The sequence below is a fragment of the Chryseobacterium phosphatilyticum genome (assembly GCF_002899825.2).
Taxonomy (GTDB): domain Bacteria; phylum Bacteroidota; class Bacteroidia; order Flavobacteriales; family Weeksellaceae; genus Chryseobacterium; species Chryseobacterium phosphatilyticum.
Genome location: NZ_PPED02000001.1, coordinates 804174 through 820107, shown reverse-complemented (window position 1 = coordinate 820107; position 15934 = coordinate 804174). Strand labels below are relative to the sequence as shown.

At 35.7% G+C, this 15934-nt stretch carries 18 protein-coding genes; 7 read left to right on the top strand and 11 right to left on the bottom strand.

Annotated features, from left to right (window positions below; all coding sequences use genetic code 11):
• Positions 1 to 5: 5 nt before the first annotated feature.
• Together C1631_RS03720 and C1631_RS03715 are read right to left on the bottom strand one after the other, a co-directional pair.
• Positions 6 to 1052: an HlyD family secretion protein gene (locus tag C1631_RS03720; RefSeq protein ID WP_103249273.1), complete on the bottom strand. Its 1047-nt coding sequence runs from the start codon at positions 1050 to 1052 to the stop codon at positions 6 to 8.
• Positions 1053 to 1056: 4 nt separating this feature from the next.
• A complete protein-coding gene (locus tag C1631_RS03715; RefSeq protein WP_109710539.1) occupies positions 1057 to 2313 on the bottom strand; it encodes a TolC family protein in 1257 nt (418 codons plus the stop codon).
• Positions 2314 to 2527: 214 nt separating this feature from the next.
• Between C1631_RS03715 and C1631_RS03710 the strand changes: the two genes are divergently transcribed.
• On the top strand, positions 2528 to 3331 hold the full coding sequence (locus C1631_RS03710; protein ID WP_109710538.1) for a helix-turn-helix domain-containing protein: 804 nt from the start codon (positions 2528 to 2530) through the stop codon (positions 3329 to 3331).
• 276 nt (positions 3332 to 3607) lie between these two features.
• On the opposite strand, the gene rplI is transcribed toward C1631_RS03710, so the two are convergent.
• The 3 genes from rplI to rpsF form a co-directional block, all read right to left on the bottom strand.
• On the bottom strand, positions 3608 to 4111 hold the full coding sequence (gene rplI / locus C1631_RS03705; RefSeq protein WP_103249435.1) for a 50S ribosomal protein L9: 504 nt from the start codon (positions 4109 to 4111) through the stop codon (positions 3608 to 3610).
• A gap of 110 nt (positions 4112 to 4221) precedes the next feature.
• Entirely contained in the window at positions 4222 to 4524 is a 303-nt protein-coding gene (gene rpsR / locus C1631_RS03700) for a 30S ribosomal protein S18 (protein ID WP_002979091.1), read from the bottom strand.
• Between the two features lie 32 nt (positions 4525 to 4556).
• On the bottom strand, positions 4557 to 4898 hold the full coding sequence (gene rpsF / locus C1631_RS03695) for a 30S ribosomal protein S6 (protein WP_047429790.1): 342 nt from the start codon (positions 4896 to 4898) through the stop codon (positions 4557 to 4559).
• Between the two features lie 339 nt (positions 4899 to 5237).
• Between rpsF and C1631_RS03690 the strand changes: the two genes are divergently transcribed.
• Positions 5238 to 5837 (top strand): hypothetical protein, encoded by a 600-nt coding sequence (locus C1631_RS03690; protein ID WP_103249642.1) that lies wholly within the window; start codon positions 5238 to 5240, stop codon positions 5835 to 5837.
• Positions 5838 to 5853: 16 nt separating this feature from the next.
• Here C1631_RS03690 and C1631_RS03685 read toward each other — a convergent pair whose 3' ends face one another.
• The 5 genes from C1631_RS03685 to C1631_RS03665 all read right to left on the bottom strand — a co-directional run bounded on the left by C1631_RS03685 (position 5854) and on the right by C1631_RS03665 (position 10094).
• Entirely contained in the window at positions 5854 to 7206 is a 1353-nt protein-coding gene (locus C1631_RS03685; protein WP_109710536.1) for a chloride channel protein, read from the bottom strand.
• A gap of 102 nt (positions 7207 to 7308) precedes the next feature.
• A complete protein-coding gene (locus C1631_RS03680) occupies positions 7309 to 7656 on the bottom strand; it encodes a hypothetical protein (RefSeq protein WP_103249641.1) in 348 nt (115 codons plus the stop codon).
• Positions 7653 to 7844 carry a hypothetical protein gene (locus tag C1631_RS03675; RefSeq protein ID WP_109710534.1) on the bottom strand — a complete coding sequence of 64 codons (192 nt, stop codon included), beginning with the start codon at positions 7842 to 7844 and terminating at the stop codon, positions 7653 to 7655. The genes C1631_RS03680 and C1631_RS03675 overlap by 4 nt, the downstream gene beginning before the upstream one ends.
• 51 nt (positions 7845 to 7895) lie before the next feature.
• Positions 7896 to 9203, bottom strand: a complete 1308-nt coding sequence (locus tag C1631_RS03670; RefSeq protein ID WP_109710532.1) for a dihydrolipoamide acetyltransferase family protein — start codon at positions 9201 to 9203, stop codon at positions 7896 to 7898.
• A gap of 63 nt (positions 9204 to 9266) precedes the next feature.
• Positions 9267 to 10094 carry an SAM hydrolase/SAM-dependent halogenase family protein gene (locus C1631_RS03665; RefSeq protein WP_109710530.1) on the bottom strand — a complete coding sequence of 276 codons (828 nt, stop codon included), beginning with the start codon at positions 10092 to 10094 and terminating at the stop codon, positions 9267 to 9269.
• Between the two features lie 133 nt (positions 10095 to 10227).
• Here C1631_RS03665 and C1631_RS03660 point away from each other — a divergent pair, with 133 nt between their 5' ends.
• From C1631_RS03660 to C1631_RS03640, 5 genes are all read left to right on the top strand, one after another.
• Positions 10228 to 11187: a PhoH family protein gene (locus tag C1631_RS03660; protein WP_109710528.1), complete on the top strand. Its 960-nt coding sequence runs from the start codon at positions 10228 to 10230 to the stop codon at positions 11185 to 11187.
• Positions 11188 to 11304: 117 nt separating this feature from the next.
• The gene (locus tag C1631_RS03655; RefSeq protein WP_103249526.1) at positions 11305 to 11967 is read left to right on the top strand and encodes a porin family protein; all 663 of its coding nucleotides are present in this window, start codon (positions 11305 to 11307) and stop codon (positions 11965 to 11967) included.
• Between the two features lie 140 nt (positions 11968 to 12107).
• A complete protein-coding gene (locus C1631_RS03650) occupies positions 12108 to 12605 on the top strand; it encodes a hypothetical protein (protein ID WP_109710527.1) in 498 nt (165 codons plus the stop codon).
• Positions 12606 to 13005: 400 nt separating this feature from the next.
• Positions 13006 to 13656: an outer membrane beta-barrel protein gene (locus tag C1631_RS03645; RefSeq protein WP_109710525.1), complete on the top strand. Its 651-nt coding sequence runs from the start codon at positions 13006 to 13008 to the stop codon at positions 13654 to 13656.
• A 152-nt stretch (positions 13657 to 13808) separates the two neighbouring features.
• Positions 13809 to 14468, top strand: coding sequence for a porin family protein (locus C1631_RS03640; RefSeq protein WP_109710523.1), 660 nt, complete (start codon positions 13809 to 13811; stop codon positions 14466 to 14468).
• Between the two features lie 74 nt (positions 14469 to 14542).
• Here C1631_RS03640 and ffh read toward each other — a convergent pair whose 3' ends face one another.
• Complete coding sequence (gene ffh, locus C1631_RS03635) at positions 14543 to 15904, bottom strand: signal recognition particle protein (protein WP_109710521.1); 1362 nt, start codon at positions 15902 to 15904, stop codon at positions 14543 to 14545.
• Positions 15905 to 15934 lie beyond the last annotated feature (30 nt).

Below are 15934 nucleotides of genomic sequence, written 5' to 3'. Positions count from 1 at the left end.
TAAGGCTAAATCTTCTTCGCACTCACCAGAACATTCATTCCTGAGAGTAGTTTCTCATTGTCTTTATTGGCTTCAAGAATAATTTTCACAGGGAATCTCTGCTCGATTTTCACGAAGTTTCCAGTTGCATTGTCTGGCTTTATCAAAGAAAACTGGGACCCCGAGGCAGGGGAGACAGAAACAATCTTTCCTTTGAACTCAATACCCGGATAGGCATCGGCAGTAATGATTATTTCCTGTTGCTGATCAATTTGTCCAAGTTGAGTTTCTTTATAGTTGGCGATAATCCATTTTTCTTTACTTACTATTTGTACCAAAGCCTGACCTTCCTTGATCAGTTGACCTTCCTGGATTATTTTTTTTCCCACCCATCCATCGTATGGCGCGGTAATGATCGTATAGGAAAGGAATAATCTGGCATTATTCAGACTGGCAGAACTTTGTTGAATCTGACTTTTGGCTGGAGCCACTTTAGTTTGTTGTTCATTGGCTCCGGCTCTTACTGCATTTTTTTGTTGTTCCAATGCCAGCATATTGGCTTTAGATTGTTCATAAGAAGCTTTTACGTTTTCGAATTCCTGTTCGGTGGCAGCATCTTCTGCCAGCAGGTTTTTATATCTTTTAAAATCCTGCTCAGTTCTCCAGATATCAATTTTTGCCGAGGCAATCTTTGCATCAATTATTTTTGTGTCACTTTCTTTTGTATTGACACTGCTTTGGATCGTTGTAATGCTCTCCGTATTGGCATTCAGACTGGCTTCTGCCATATGAACCTGATTGACAAATTCTCTGTTGTCTATGACAATTAAAGTATCCCCTTTGTGAACGAATTGATTTTCGTTGAATTTTATTGCTTTAATAAACCCTGAAACCTTACTGGAGACAGGTGTGATATATTGCTCGATCTGTGCATCATTAGTAGTCACATTTTTTCTTGAAAAAAGATAAAAACTTATCATTCCTGTGACGCCGCTGATGATCAGAATCCAGGCGAGTAAACTAATCGTCTTATTGATTCTTTTTTCCTTTTGTGTCAGTTGTTTCTGTGCCATAGTTTTATAAGTTTCCAATCGTATATTGGAGTTGATAGTATTTGAGTTGTCTGTTAATTTTTACGGAAATAAGATTAGATTCTGCTTCCAGATAGGCATTGTCTGCATCAATAAGTTCAGTTATAAGGCTTAGCTTATTGGCGTATTTTGTTTTTACTATACGGTAATTTTCCTTAGCCTGATTAATGGCTTCTTCTGCTATGCTTACTTTCTGATCAGTTTCTTCAAACTTTTTATACGCTTCATATACATTATGTCTGATTTTTTCCTCGTTCTCTTCGATCTGAAGTTTTGCAAGATCAATATTCTCTCTGGCTTCCTGCATTTTAAACTTGTTTTTGTACAGGTTTTCGATAGGATAGGTAAGATTCATTCCAATCATACCAAGGCGATAAGCATAGGGTTCGGGAGGAAAGAACATCATATTCGGGTATTTTAAAAAATATTCTCCGCCTGCGGTAATTTTAGGCAGGTAATTAGCTTTTGTTATCTTTTGATCCAGCTCTTTGAGAGAAAGATTTTTGTGGGTAATCCCAACTGACTCATTTTTGTTTAAAGCGGTTTCCGTCAATTCATCAACGAACGGTATTGTAGTTTTATCAGAAATAAGATCTTCCGTGCTGACATGCATTTCCTGATTTTCCGGAAGAGCAAGAATAGTTTTCAGCTTATGTTCAGCTATTTGAATATCATTATCCAGTTCTGTCCAGCTCATTTTGTGATTGGAAAGCTGTAATGATGTTCTCAAAACTTCGTTTACCGTTACCACGCCATTAGCTTTTAAAGCTTTTACCTGTTTGATGTTGACCGAATCTTCCTTCATTTTATCATGAATAAGATGCTGCTGCTCTTTTAAATGATGGATTTGTAGGAAAGCAGTAATGATTTCCATCTTGAGCTGTCTTTCATCCAGATGGGTTCTTAAAGAGGAGATTTCCGTATCAATAGTGGCTTTTTTCTCAGTGTTCCTGATTTTTCCGCCCATATACACCGGAATAGAAGCCGATAAGGTAAAGTCATACATTGCATTGATGGCATTGTATGTTGTTGCCTTATTGAAAATACCGTCCTGATGCTGATAAAGGTTGGTCACCTGCATGTAGCTGGTATGAAACTCAATATCCGGTAGTTTTTCCATTTTGAGATCTTTCTCTTTGGTAACGGACATTTCCTGTTTAAGATGACTTATTTTGATGTTTTTGTTGTTTTGTAGCCCAATCTCTACAGCCTGTTGCAAGCCAAGATGCTGGTAATCGATCATCTGTGTGTAAAAAAGATTGCTCAATAATAAGCACAACGCAATGCACAGATATCTGCATGCGTTAAATATCATATTCATAAATTAATTAAAAGATTTTTGCCAAATTGATTTTGATAGGGCAAAGTTACGACGACAAGAACCGGACACGATTTGTGAAACAAGAAAAAGATTTGCTCATTTACGCCAATCTAAAAAATCTTCTTATCTTTATTTCATGAATGACAGCCATTTTAAAGACGTAGAAGATGAAGATGCGGAGTTTTACGTTTATCATGTACTTACGGGAAATATTACCACAGAGATTCATTACCATAGTTCTGCTCAATTGGTATATGCAGAAGGTGGTATTGTGCATGTTTTTACCGATCTGAAACACTGGTATCTTCCGGCAAGATGTTTTATGTGGATTCCAGCGGGAACCCCTCATTATCTTTTTTCTACCAGCCCTAAGGTAGATTTATATAATTTTTATTTTAAAAAAGAAGATGATCATAATGGCTTTTTTGATGAAATTAATATTTATTCAGTCAATGATCTGCTGAGGGAGATGATTTTATATACAAAAGAATGGAATGGGAAAATTACAAAAAATGATGGTTCTAAATATTATTTTCTTAAGGCATTAAAAGGCATTCTGCCTGAGAAAAGAGATAAAAAACTAGCATTTCCGGTTCAGCATCCCTTTCCCAAAGATGAAACCTTGCTTAAAATTGCCAGGTACATTCATGACAACCTGGAAAAACCTCTTACAATTGAGTCTACAGCAAAGGAATTCGGAATGAGTACCAGGACTCTTTCCAGAAGGTTTAAAGAGACTTTGGGGATGAATTACGTTCGTTTTCTGCGTGCTTTAAGGATTACCCGTTCCCTTGAGCTGATGCTTGAAGAAAAGTATAATATGTATGAAATAGCGATGATGGTGGGGTATAATAGTTTGTCTTCTTTTAGCAATATCTTCAAAAAGGTAATCGGAGTCGCACCTACAGAATACCAGCATAAGTTGAGGGGAGATGCGTAAGTGGGAGAGTATTAGGGTTGCGGGTTACGGGTTACGGGTTACGTGGTAACGAGTTTTATAATGCTGGATAAGATTTTTCACTGCATGCAGGCTAAGAAAAAGCTCATTTAACAAGTAATAATAGTTAAGATTTCCTACATTCCCCTTCCTGAAGAAGTTTTTTTTTGCAAAGCAAAAAGACGGGGTAGTCTATGCATAATCTTTCCGAACTATATACAAAAAAACCACTTCAAAATTTGAAGTGGTCTTGTATGGTGAGAAAATCTCAGTTGCTTATTAAGCTTCTTCAGATTTAACTTCTTCCTTCTTAGCAGCAGGTGCAGCTACAACCGGAGCATCAGAAACGATGTCGAATTCGTAGTTGTACTCAACATTTCTGTGAAGTCTGATAAGAGCAGTAAATTTACCAGTTCTCTTGATCGTGTTACCAGGAATTTTGATATATTTTTTCTCTACAGAAACTCCAGCTTTTTCTAGAGCAGCAGCTAGGTCAGCATTATTGATAGATCCGAATAATTTATCACCAGTACCTACTTTTGCAGGAATAGTAATAGAAACTTTCTTCAATTGATCAACTACAGCGTTAGCAGTAGCGATTAATTTAGCTTCTTCTTCTTTTCTAGCTTCTAATGTAGCTTCTAAAGCAGCTTTGTTTTTTGGGGTAGCTAAAAGTGCAATTCCTTGAGGAATCAGGAAGTTTCTAGCATAACCTGGCTTTACGTTTACTGTATCAAACTCAAGTCCTAAGTTTTCTACGTCTTTTTTTAGGATAATTTCCATTGTTGTTGTCCTTTTTTAGATTTTAGAATTGTCTAAAATCAAGTTAGAATTAATTATTTATTCAGCAACAAAAGAAGAGATCGCTCTCTTCTTTTATTTATTTTTTTGTCTTATTTCAATAAGTCAGCTACATATGGTAGTAAAGCAAGGTGTCTTGCTCTTTTGATAGCAGCAGAAACTTTTCTTTGGTATTTTAAAGAAGTTCCAGTGTATCTTCTTGGTAAAATTTTACCTTGTTCGTTCACAAACTGTAATAAGAAGTCAGCATCTTTATAATCAACGTGCTTAATTCCATATTTTTTGAATCTACAATATTTCTTTTCAGATTTTGTATTGATATCAAGTGGAGTAAGGAATTTTACTTCTGATTCTCCTCCAGCTGAGGCTTGTTTAGCCATTTCATCTATTGCCATGTCTTGTCTTTTTTAAAAAATAGGGTTAATAATTAAGCTTTAGCTGCTTTTACTTTAGTTCTTCTAGTTACAGCGTACTCAACAGCATGCTTGTCAAGTTTTGTAGTAAGGTAACGGATTACTCTCTCGTCACGCTTAAATGCTAATTCTAAATCAGCTACTACAGTACCTTCACCTTTGAATTCGATTAAAGTATAGAACCCGTTCTTTTTCAATTGGATAGGGTAAGCTAATTTTTTTAATCCCCAATTTTCTTTAGCAACGATTTCGCAGTTCTTTTCTTTGATAAGATCTACATACTTGTTCACTGCTTCCTCTACCTGTGACTCAGATAGAACGGGAGTTAAAATGAAAACAGTTTCGTAATTGTTCATAATGTTAAATGAATTTGTTAATTATTTCGAGGTGCAAAAGTAGAGAATATATTTGTAATATGCAAGAATATTGTTGTAATAATTGAAAGAATAGGAGCACTAATCATTATTCAGGAAAGATTTAAAATATAGAGAAGGAGTGAAAGAAATAATAATTGCTTTGAGTAGGGTGGACGAATAGTATTAATAATTTTTATTATACTTTGTGGATGTTGACTTCCAGGGTTTTAAAAAGGATCAGCCTTTTTTATCAATAAATAGTACAAATTTTTTATAGTTGAGGACTGATTTTTGCATTCTGGTTTTCACTTTTAATCAGAATACAAATTTTATCATACAATGAAAATCAATTATTGCATCTTACCATTACTGGTAGCAGGGAATCTTTTTTATTCCCAGGACAGAATTTCAAAGAAAAACGGAAGCACTTTCGATGCTAAACTTATAGGAATCGGTTCTACGGATATTACTTATAAAGAACTGGATAATGCAGATGGGCCTACCCATTCTTTAGATAAATCTGAAGTATATCAAATCACTTACAATAACGGAAAAGTAGATATTTTAGGAAAATATAAAACACCGGAGGAAGCCCGGAATTTTATCGTATCCAAAATCAATGAATACGGAATTGACCGTGATAGAAACGATTTGTCATTACGTGCTGAGTTTGATGGCGAAAATATTAAAATCAATTCACTGAATGGTAAAGGACGTACTGTTCATGAAGGTGACTTTTGGGATCTGAGTAAAGTCGTAGCTTTCCATGACATTTCCAAAAGAAAGGATAATATCGCTTATTTAAATATTGTCACCTATAAAATCACAAAATCTAAAAGAGAATTAAGCAAGCTGGTGATTAAGCTGACTGATTATGAAGTGGCAGCTCAAGTATTAGAAGCAATGAAGGATTTAAAAATTATGTTGAAAAAGGATTAATATGTAATATGATCAACTAGTCATTCCGTCTGACCTCTGTAAGAAAATTCACTTTCAAGACATCATAAAGGGAGTGTCTGCTGACGAGTATTGAAGCTATCGAAGAAACCATGCCGGCAAGCATCAGATGAAAAATCAATGAATGCCTGTCGGTCATTTCCAGTACAATGATGGCTGATGTAAACGGAGCTCTGGTTATTCCTGTAAGAAAGGCCACCATTCCTCCAAGAATAACGACATTGGTTTCGTTGGGGGTTAAATGAATGGCTCCGGAGATCACAGACCCTATACTTGCGCCGGCAGTAAGTGCCGGTGCAAAAATTCCTCCTGCACCTCCTGATGTAAAGGACAAGGCAGGTCCAAGCATCCTTAAAATAGGTACGTACCAGTCTTCATGTTTATCTTTTGTAAAAAGAACACGTTCCATAATCTCCTTTCCCGAGCCTAGAATTTCCCGATTAATAAAATATGCTATTGAGGCTACAAACAGAGCGCAAATAATTAGAAATACGACATTGGCTTTGTTTGTTTTCAAGGTTTTCTTTTTCCATCCGTTGATTTTAAGCATGATGACGGAGAGCTGACTGGCAAGGATGCCTGCCGTTGCAGCAACCAGAATGATGGGAAACATAACCATTAAGGAAACATCATTCGTTTTTGGATATCCCAGATATAAGTAGGAGCCAGCCAGTGTTTGTGCGGTTAATCCGGCAATAATCACAGCGGTAAATAAGGCCGTTTTAAAGTAGTTAATATGGGTTTTTGAAAGTTCTTCTACTGCAAATACAATTCCGCCCAACGGAGTATTGAAGGCTGCCGCAAGACCTGCTGCCGCTCCTGTCATGATCATATTTTTCTTGGAGATCTTGGGCCACCATTCAGGAAGGTATTCATTGACTTTTCGGAAAACAGAACCTGCGATCTGAATAGTAGGTCCTTCACGTCCCACAGCACCACCTCCAATAACCAGGACTACGGAAGAAACGATTTTGAAAATAATAATTTTAAGGCTTAAAAGACTTCTGATCTTTTTGTGTTCCTTCGGATTGGCAAGCTCTACAGCAGCCATTACCTGAGGAATACCACTTCCTTTGGCGTTGGGAGCAAACTCCTTCACCAGCCACCAGGAGAGGACAAAACCAATAGGCGCAATTATAAAGATCATCCAGGCATGCCAGTCAAAGATAAAATTCATCAGATTCTCACCCCATGCGAATATCTGTGCATACAAAACTGCAAAAAAGCCTGTGATTACTGATCCTATCCAAAAAGGGATAGCCTGAAGCAGGTTGTTTTTCAACTGTTCATTCCGAATGTTATCGAAGGATTTTTTGATGGATTTTCGTATCAGGATAAAAATTCTCAGCATTTGTTGGTTTTGTGGAATGAAATTACGGTAAAATTTTGAAAAATCAATCAATGAAAGAAAAATCTCACCCCGGTAAGGAGTGAGATTCTGTTATTGCTTATTTTAAGAACCGCCGAAAAAGAGGGCGGCTGCTATACCATAGAGAAGTAATATACTGCCTGCAAAGATCAGATTGATATTCCGGAGCTTCAACTTATTCTTGCTTTGAAGGACTGTGGTTTCAATAATGATGAAAAGAAACCACAAACCATGGAAAATCATCATAAAGATCAGATAGGCTAATCCGTCCCATCCTTTTGCTTCAGTCATTGCAATGCTAAAAACAATCGTTCCGGAAATAAGAACAGCCAGGCGGATTAAAATGTGTCGTGTTACATTTTGATTTGAAGGCAAAGCCTTTTTATCGCCGTCCTGTTTTATTTCAAAAAGTTCTCTTAATTCAGGACTCATTCTTTTTGTTTATTGTATAGTGTAACAAAAAACTGCAGAATCCCGATATAGCCCAAAAGGTTTAATACCCCAAAAACACGAAACAGATTCATTGAGTAGAAATCAAAAAAACTAGATGCAAGCTGAATAAGATCAATAAGGATGATTGCACTTAATGAAATGATAGCAATTATTGTCGCGTTTTTCATAATCTGTCTGTTTTGGTTATTAATTAAATTCTTTATTGATCTAGATTGTTACTAGATTTCAGTGTTTAAATCCCAGTTTTCAAGATAATCATGAACATGCTTCAGCATCATTCCACCTAAAGAACCGTCTACTACTCTGTGATCATAAGAGTGAGACATAAACATTAAGTTTCTGATTGCAATGACATCACCGTCTGCTGTTTCCAGAACAGCCGGTTTTTTAACAATTGCTCCAATCGCTAAAATTGCCACTTGAGGTTGAGGAATAATCGGTGTTCCCATAAGGTTTCCGAAGCTTCCTACATTGGAAATAGTATAGGTAGCTCCCTGAGTATCTTCAGGTCTTAATTTTTTATTTCTAGCTCTGTATGCCAGATCATTGATTGCTTTTGCAAGACCTGAAAGTGAAAGCTGGTCAGCATTTTTGATAACAGGAACAATAAGGTTTCCGTCCGGAAGGGCAGTAGCCATACCAATGTTGATGTTTTTCTTTTTAATGATGTTTTCACCGCTGATAGAAACATTGATCATTGGGAAATCCTGGATTGCTTTTACCACAGCTTTTACAAAAATAGGCATGAACGTAAGTTTTTCACCTTCACGCTTTTCAAAGATCGCTTTGTTTTTGTTTCTCCATTTTACAACGTTGGTAACGTCTGTTTCGATGAATGAGGTAACATGTGGTGCAATTTGTTTTGCTTTTACCATATTTTCAGCGATGATCTTTCTCATTCTGTCCATTGGAATGATCTCATCACCTGCCGCTGCAGTAATTGTTGCTGCCGGTGCAGAAACTGCAGCTTTTGGAGTATTTGCTACTGGTGCAGCAGCAGCTTGTGGAGCCGGTTGATTCCCTCTGTTGGCAACGTAAGCTAGTATATCTTCTTTGGTAATTCTTCCTTCTAAACCACTTCCCTTGATAGTTTTTAGTTCAGTTTCAGAAATTTTTTCCTGTTGTGCAATTGATTTTACAAGTGGAGATAAATAAAGATCTCCTGAGAATTCTACGTTTGAAGCAGCTACGGTTTGTAAAGGCTGTTCAATTGTTTTTAATGTTTCAGTATCCGGGGTAGCAGCCGGAGATTCAGTTTGTACTTCTTCTGATGCAGTGCCTTCTCCTTCGATTTCTAAAATAGCAATGGCCTCACCTACTTTGGCAACTTCATCTTTTTGCTTTAAAATTTTAACAATTTTTCCCGAAACAGGTGTCGGAACGTCTGAATCTACTTTATCTGTTGCAATTTCTACTACAGAGTCATCTTCTTTTACGCTATCACCTTCATTGAATAACCAAGTGATAATTGTCGCTTCCATAACACCTTCTCCCATGGAAGGAAGCAATAATTTGTATTCTGCCATTTTTGATTTTTAGATTTTGACAAATATATAAAAAAAATCGGTTTTTTTATGAAATATATAATCTTAGCTGAATTCAATGTAAATATTTTCACCTACATTCAATCCAAACAGGCTTTTAGCACCGTTTTTCTTACTTCCCTTGTAAATCGTTAACTCCAATAACTGACTGTCATTGAAAATTGCTGCTGATTGCCCATGGAATTCTGTCTCTCTTTCCCAGTCAGAAACGACTTCAGTATGGCTTGAAAACACCCTTGAAAGACTCAGGTTTCTGAATTTTATGGTAAAACTGCTGTATCCTTTACTGATATTTTCGAAAAAATCTTTGTTGATATTTGAGATTATATTTCCGAAATTATCAATGTAGGTAACTTCCCCGATAATCATCCCTTCAGACTCATTGTAAACAGCTCTTGGAAACATCAGTTGCTTTGCGGAATCTATTTTCCTTCCGATAACTTCCGGAAGCCCGCCATTGGCAAGATGTACTGCAGCAGGAACAAAAATATCTGTAGACGTAAAGTCGATGATATCATCAAAACGGTTATTCAGTGTAAGTTCATAGATGGCTTCAGGTTTAATATCAAAAAAGATCAGGCTCAGCAGTCCGTTATCTGCTGCCAGAAAGTAAGAACCATCCGCTTTGTAAATAATATTTTTTCTTGATTTGTTATAGAAACTATCCACGGACAGAATATGAATGCTTCCTTTAGGAAAATATTTATAAGCATTTCTTACAATGTAGGAAGTCTGTATAAGATTGAAAGCCTGGATGTCGTGGGTTATATCAACAATATTAACCTCAGGGTTTAGAGACAGAATTTTGCCTTTCACAGCAGCAACTCTGTAATCTAAATTTCCGAAATCCGAAGTAAGGGTAATAATTGACATGAGCAATGTATAGAATAGTGTAGTCTTGCAAAGTTATTTAAAATAAAAAGAAAGCCCGAAAGATTGTTGAAAAGAATTTGATATAAATTTGAAAAAAAGCTTTAATTTTAAAATCTAAAAATAAAAATACTGCATGTTTGAATTAACATTTGATTTGGAAGATATCGATCCAAAAATCTTCTATGGAGTTAATAACCAATATTTCAACTTATTAAAATCAAGCTTTCCAACCATTAAAATTACAGGAAGAGATCATTTTATCTTTGCGATGGGAAATCAGGAAGCTCTAGATATACTGAAACAAAAACTGGATGATATTGTCAAATTTATCTCAAAAAACAACTCAATAGGTCTTAAAGACGTTGAAAATATTCTGAATATTAAAGATGAAAATGAAAAACAACTGGTTTTCGATCAGGATATTATTGTAAAAGGGGTTAATGGAAAGATTATTAAAGCTAAAACCACCAATCTTAAAAGGCTGGTGAAAGAAACAGAGAAAAAAGACATGGTCTTTGCAATAGGCCCGGCAGGAACAGGGAAAACCTACACCAGTGTGGCATTGGCAGCAAGAGCTTTAAGAGATAAAGAAGTAAAAAGAATTATTTTAACCAGACCTGCGGTAGAAGCAGGGGAGAGCCTTGGTTTTTTGCCTGGAGATCTTAAAGAAAAGCTTGATCCTTATTTACAACCATTATATGATGCTCTGCGTGATATGATTCCTCATGAAAAATTGGAGGGGTTTATGGAGAAAAAAGTAATTGAAGTAGCTCCGCTGGCATTTATGAGAGGACGTACGCTGGATGATGCTTTTGTGATTCTTGATGAAGCACAGAATACAACTCATGCTCAGATGAAGATGTTTCTTACGAGAATGGGAATGAATGCAAAGTTTATCATCACAGGTGATCCCAGTCAGATAGACCTTCCTAAAAATCAGCAGTCCGGTTTAAAAGAAGCCATGAGAATTCTTAATGGAGTTAAAGAAATTGGTTTTATTCATCTTACAGAAGAAGATGTAGTAAGACACCCGGTTGTAAGGAAGATTATTTTAGCCTACAATGAGGAAGATAAAAGGTTAAGGAATGATTGATGGGAGTGAGTGAAAATTTTTCATAATATTCAAATTAATATTTATTTTTTTTATTAAAATTTGTTAATTTGAAAAATTTAATTAGTTTTGCAGACCTTAATTAAAAACTAGTTAACAATGAAAAGACTTTTACTTATTGCAGCAGTCGCTGTTTTGGGAGCAAACGTAAATGCTCAGGAGGTAAGATTCGGCGCTAAAGCAGGATATTCATACTCTACACTCAAGGCTAAAGGTGATGGTCACTCTGAAACTTCTGATCCCTTACATACATACTATATCGGTGGATTGGTAGAATACAAACTGAGTGATAAATTTGCTCTTCAGGGAGAACTTTTATATTCTCCACTTGGGGGAAAGATGGAGGTAGAAACTGCTGATCCGGATGATCCTGCTACATTTTTAAATGTTAAAGCAAAACAAACTTACCACACTTTATTGATTCCTATCTCTGCGAAGTATTTTATCACCGAAGGATTATCGGTTTCTGCGGGAGCTAATGTAGGACTTATCTTATCTGCAAAACAAAAATATTCTGCTGATTTAGGATTAGGACCATTGGTTGAGCTTGAGGGAAGTGATGAAGTTGACATTAAAGATCAGTTGAATACATTAAACTTAGCCCCTTTTGTTGGTGCTGAGTATGCATTGGAAAACGGACTTTTCTTTGATGCAAGATACAATCTGGGTCTTTCTAACCTGGCAAAACATGCTGAAGGTGGATATAAACTGACCAATAGTTTTGTACAAGTTGGTGTAGGTTTCAAATTCGGAGGAAACTAAGAATTATAAAAATTATTGATACTAAACAGGACAAATTTTGTCCTGTTTTTTTGTTTTTAAATATTATCAGACGTTGATGGTTTCATTATAATGGAAATAATTAGTATTTTTGGGGCCTTAATTCAAAAGCTACTAAAAAAATGAAAAAACTATTAGTACTAGGTGCTTTTGCACTTTTAGGAGGTGCAGCTCAAGCACAGGAAGGTTTTAAAATTGGTGGACATATTGGTGTTCCTGTGTCTGATGCAAGTGATGTATCTTCATTTACATTAGGTGTAGATGCAGCTTATATGTGGAATATTACTAAAGGTCTTGACCTTGGGGTAACTACCGGATATTCTCACTTCTTTGGAAAAGATCATTTCGATGATTTCGGTTTTATCCCTGTAGCAGTTTCCGGAAAATATAAATTTGCGGGAGCACCTATCTTTGTAGGATTAGATCTAGGGTATGGTATTTCTACAAAGGATGGTATGGACGGAGGATTCTATGCACAGCCAAAGTTTGGATATCAAATGAAGAAAGGAGAGTTGTACCTAGGATACCAATCTATCAGTAACAGACAAAAAGTTGGCTGGGGTACTTATAGCTGGAATGTAGGGGCTATTAACCTTGGATATAATTTCTTTTTGAAATAAAAGATTTCTAATGAATATCATTAAAGTTCCGGCCTTACGGCCGGAACTTTTGCTTTTTAAAGCTGGTATTCTTTGTTTTGAATTATAAACGAATGTTTAAAATGTAAAAGTCAATGACCTAAATATTAATATTTTAACTATGCGTTTTGAGCTAACTGGATAAATTGGGATATTTTTAATGAAAATTAACAAATGCAAAAGAGTAAACATATTGGGATCTGGCTGATAAATTGGAATTTTTTTATTCATAATATTGTGAAAAACTCAAAACTTATCTTTTAATATGATTTATTATTATAAAAGGATAAAAAATAGTAGTGATATTAATCACATTAACAAATTTTAATATTCGTGGTAGCCACTGTAAATTTGCCTCCAGAAAGTATTAAAATTTTTTACAATGAAAAAAATATTATTAGCGGGTGCTGTTGCACTTTTTGGTTTATCAAACGCTCAGATTGCTAAAGGAACTACATATTTATCAGGACAAGTAGGTTATTCTCAAACAGAAGATAACAACGATAATACTAAAGTTGAAAACTTTAAAGTTCTTCCAACTGTAGGATATTTTGTAGATACAAACTTAGCAGTAGGTTTAGGTGTTGGTTATAAAACTAAAAAAAATACTGAAACTACAAGCACAACTACAACTGTATTTGATGCTGAAAAAACTAAATCTGCATTTGTTGTTGCTCCATTCGTAAGAAAATACTGGACTTTAGCTGACAAATTATACATCTTTGGTCAGTTAGAAGTGCCAATGGAGTTTGGTCAGAATAAAGTTGAAGGAACTACTACGACTACAATCGGAGGAAACACTGCTACAACATCTTCTTCTACTAAAAACAACTACACTTCAATCGGTGTTAACGTTAAGCCAGGTTTAGATTATTTCTTAAACAAAAACTGGACTATCGAAGCTACTATCGGTGAATTCGGATACAATACTTCTAAAGAAAATGTTGACGGAGCTAAGAGAGTAAACGATTACAAATTCGGTTTAAACTTAACTTCAGTAACTTTCGGAGTTAAATATGTATTTGGTAAATAATAAACAAAGCATATAGCAAATAAAACCCTGAGATTTTCTTAGGGTTTTATTTTTGTCCAAAATTAATCTTGTAACTTTTGAAGTAAAATATATACTAACAAAGTAATTATTATAAACAGATGGTAAAAAGATCATCTTAAATATAGGTAACCATGAAAAAAATCTTACTGGCATCTGCCATCGCCTTATTTATGGGCTTAAATGCGCAAACTACTTTTGGAGTAAAGGCAGGATACGCTTTGTCAAAACTAAACCCTAACGAAAATGATATTGAGTTTGGTGGAGTAGAGGGAAGTTTTAAATCAAAATCAGGATTCTATGTTGGAGCTTTGGTAGAGCATAAATTTAACAACAAATTTGCCATTCAGGGAGAGGTTGAATATGCAAATCTAGGTGGAAAAGCAGAAATTTCATTGCCTGGGATTACGGTGACGGAAAAGCTAAACCTTAACAGGATTGTTATCCCAATTTCTGCCAGATATTATGTAACTCCTGAGTTGGGAGTATATGCAGGTCCTTATGTGAGCTTTAAAACCAATAATAAAGTGAAGTTCGAGATGAGCGGTATGAATGGTATGGTAGATCCTAATGCAGTGAGAGAAGGAGAAAAACTTGTGGAAAGGTATTTGAATAATTCTTTAAAATCTACTGATTTTGGTTTGTTCTTAGGGGCTGATTATAATGTTTATAAAGGATTATTTGTAGACGCCCGTTATAGTTTCGGACTTACAAATATGATTAAAAATCCTGTAGATGGTGAGAAGATGAAAATGAATTTCTTCCAGCTTGGAGTGGGGTATAAGTTTAAGTAAATACACGCAGATATATAATAAAAAACTCTCAGAAGAAATTCTGAGAGTTTTTTTTATCAATGATTCGATTTATATTATTTTCCGAACATTCCACCCATTCCAGGCATATTCGGCATTTTGCTCATCATCTGCATCATTTGCTTTCCTTGAGGGCCCTGCATCATCTTCATCATTTTACCCATTTGATCAAATTGCTTCATCAATTGGTTGATATCTTCAATCTTTCTTCCGGCACCTTTTGCAATTCTGTTTTTTCTTTGCGTGTTGATGATAGAAGGTCTTCTTCTTTCTTCAGGAGTCATAGAGTAAATAATCGCTTCAATGTGTTTAAAAGCATCATCACTGATTTCTACATCTTTAATGGCTTTTCCAACTCCTGGAATCATTCCCATCAGGTCCTTCATATTACCCATCTTCTTGATCTGGTTGATTTGCTTCAAGAAGTCATCAAAACCAAATTCGTTTTTAGCGATTTTTTTGTGAAGTTTTTTCGCTTCTTCCTCGTCAAATTGCTCCTGAGCTCTTTCTACTAGGGAAACAACGTCTCCCATTCCCAGGATTCTGTCTGCCATTCTTTCCGGGTAGAAAAGATCCAAAGCTTCCATTTTCTCTCCTGTAGAGATAAATTTGATGGGTTTTTCAACTACAGAGCGAATGGTTAATGCGGCACCTCCTCTTGTATCACCATCTAATTTGGTTAAAACAACTCCGTCGAAATTCAAGGCATCGTTGAATGCTTTGGCGGTATTCACGGCATCCTGACCCGTCATGGAATCTACTACGAATAGGGTTTCCTGAGGTTTGATGAAATAATGTACAGATTTGATCTCGTTCATCATCTGCTCATCAATGGCCAAACGACCGGCAGTATCCACGATTACAACATCGTGGTTGTTTGCTTTTGCAAAATTGATTGCATTTTCAGCAATAGTAGAAGGATTTGTAGAACCATCTTCAGTAAAAACCGGAACATTAATCTGTCCTCCTAATACTTTTAACTGGTCAATTGCTGCAGGACGGTAAACGTCACATGCTACCAATAAAGGTTTTTTATTTCTTTTTGTTTGTAAATAATTGGCTAGCTTTCCAGAGAAAGTTGTCTTACCGGAACCTTGAAGACCTGCAATAAGAATAACTGTTGGTTTCCCCGAAAGATTAATTCCTTCCTGGGAACCTCCCATCAAATCAACTAATTCATCATGGACGATCTTGGTCATCAACTGTCCCGGAGTAAGGGACGTCAGAACATTTTCTCCTAATGCTTTATCTTGAACTCTCTTGGTAAGATCTTTGGCTACTTTATAGTTAACGTCGGCATCTACCAATGCTCTACGAATCTCCTTTACGGTTTCCGCTACATTGATTTCTGTAATTTTTCCACGTCCGGAAATATTATGTAATGCCTTGTCTAATTTTTCCTGTAAACTATTAAACATATGTATTGTAAATTATAGGTTTGCAAAAAT

Excerpts from the sequence above, each read along its gene's own strand:
- C1631_RS03720 (WP_103249273.1), bottom strand. The coding sequence starts at position 1,052 with ATGGCACAGAAACAACTGACACAAAAGGAAAAAAGAATCAATAAGACG.
- C1631_RS03715 (WP_109710539.1), bottom strand. The coding sequence starts at position 2,313 with ATGATCGATTACCAGCATCTTGGCTTGCAACAGGCTGTAGAGATTGGG.
- C1631_RS03710 (WP_109710538.1), top strand. The coding sequence starts at position 2,528 with ATGAATGACAGCCATTTTAAAGACGTAGAAGATGAAGATGCGGAGTTT.
- rplI (WP_103249435.1), bottom strand. The coding sequence starts at position 4,111 with ATGGAAATTATCCTAAAAAAAGACGTAGAAAACTTAGGACTTGAGTTT.
- rpsR (WP_002979091.1), bottom strand. The coding sequence starts at position 4,524 with ATGGCAATAGATGAAATGGCTAAACAAGCCTCAGCTGGAGGAGAATCA.
- rpsF (WP_047429790.1), bottom strand. The coding sequence starts at position 4,898 with ATGAACAATTACGAAACTGTTTTCATTTTAACTCCCGTTCTATCTGAG.
- C1631_RS03690 (WP_103249642.1), top strand. The coding sequence starts at position 5,238 with ATGAAAATCAATTATTGCATCTTACCATTACTGGTAGCAGGGAATCTT.
- C1631_RS03685 (WP_109710536.1), bottom strand. The coding sequence starts at position 7,206 with ATGCTGAGAATTTTTATCCTGATACGAAAATCCATCAAAAAATCCTTC.
- C1631_RS03680 (WP_103249641.1), bottom strand. The coding sequence starts at position 7,656 with ATGAGTCCTGAATTAAGAGAACTTTTTGAAATAAAACAGGACGGCGAT.
- C1631_RS03675 (WP_109710534.1), bottom strand. The coding sequence starts at position 7,844 with ATGAAAAACGCGACAATAATTGCTATCATTTCATTAAGTGCAATCATC.
- C1631_RS03670 (WP_109710532.1), bottom strand. The coding sequence starts at position 9,203 with ATGGCAGAATACAAATTATTGCTTCCTTCCATGGGAGAAGGTGTTATG.
- C1631_RS03665 (WP_109710530.1), bottom strand. The coding sequence starts at position 10,094 with ATGTCAATTATTACCCTTACTTCGGATTTCGGAAATTTAGATTACAGA.
- C1631_RS03660 (WP_109710528.1), top strand. The coding sequence starts at position 10,228 with ATGTTTGAATTAACATTTGATTTGGAAGATATCGATCCAAAAATCTTC.
- C1631_RS03655 (WP_103249526.1), top strand. The coding sequence starts at position 11,305 with ATGAAAAGACTTTTACTTATTGCAGCAGTCGCTGTTTTGGGAGCAAAC.
- C1631_RS03650 (WP_109710527.1), top strand. The coding sequence starts at position 12,108 with ATGAAAAAACTATTAGTACTAGGTGCTTTTGCACTTTTAGGAGGTGCA.
- C1631_RS03645 (WP_109710525.1), top strand. The coding sequence starts at position 13,006 with ATGAAAAAAATATTATTAGCGGGTGCTGTTGCACTTTTTGGTTTATCA.
- C1631_RS03640 (WP_109710523.1), top strand. The coding sequence starts at position 13,809 with ATGAAAAAAATCTTACTGGCATCTGCCATCGCCTTATTTATGGGCTTA.
- ffh (WP_109710521.1), bottom strand. The coding sequence starts at position 15,904 with ATGTTTAATAGTTTACAGGAAAAATTAGACAAGGCATTACATAATATT.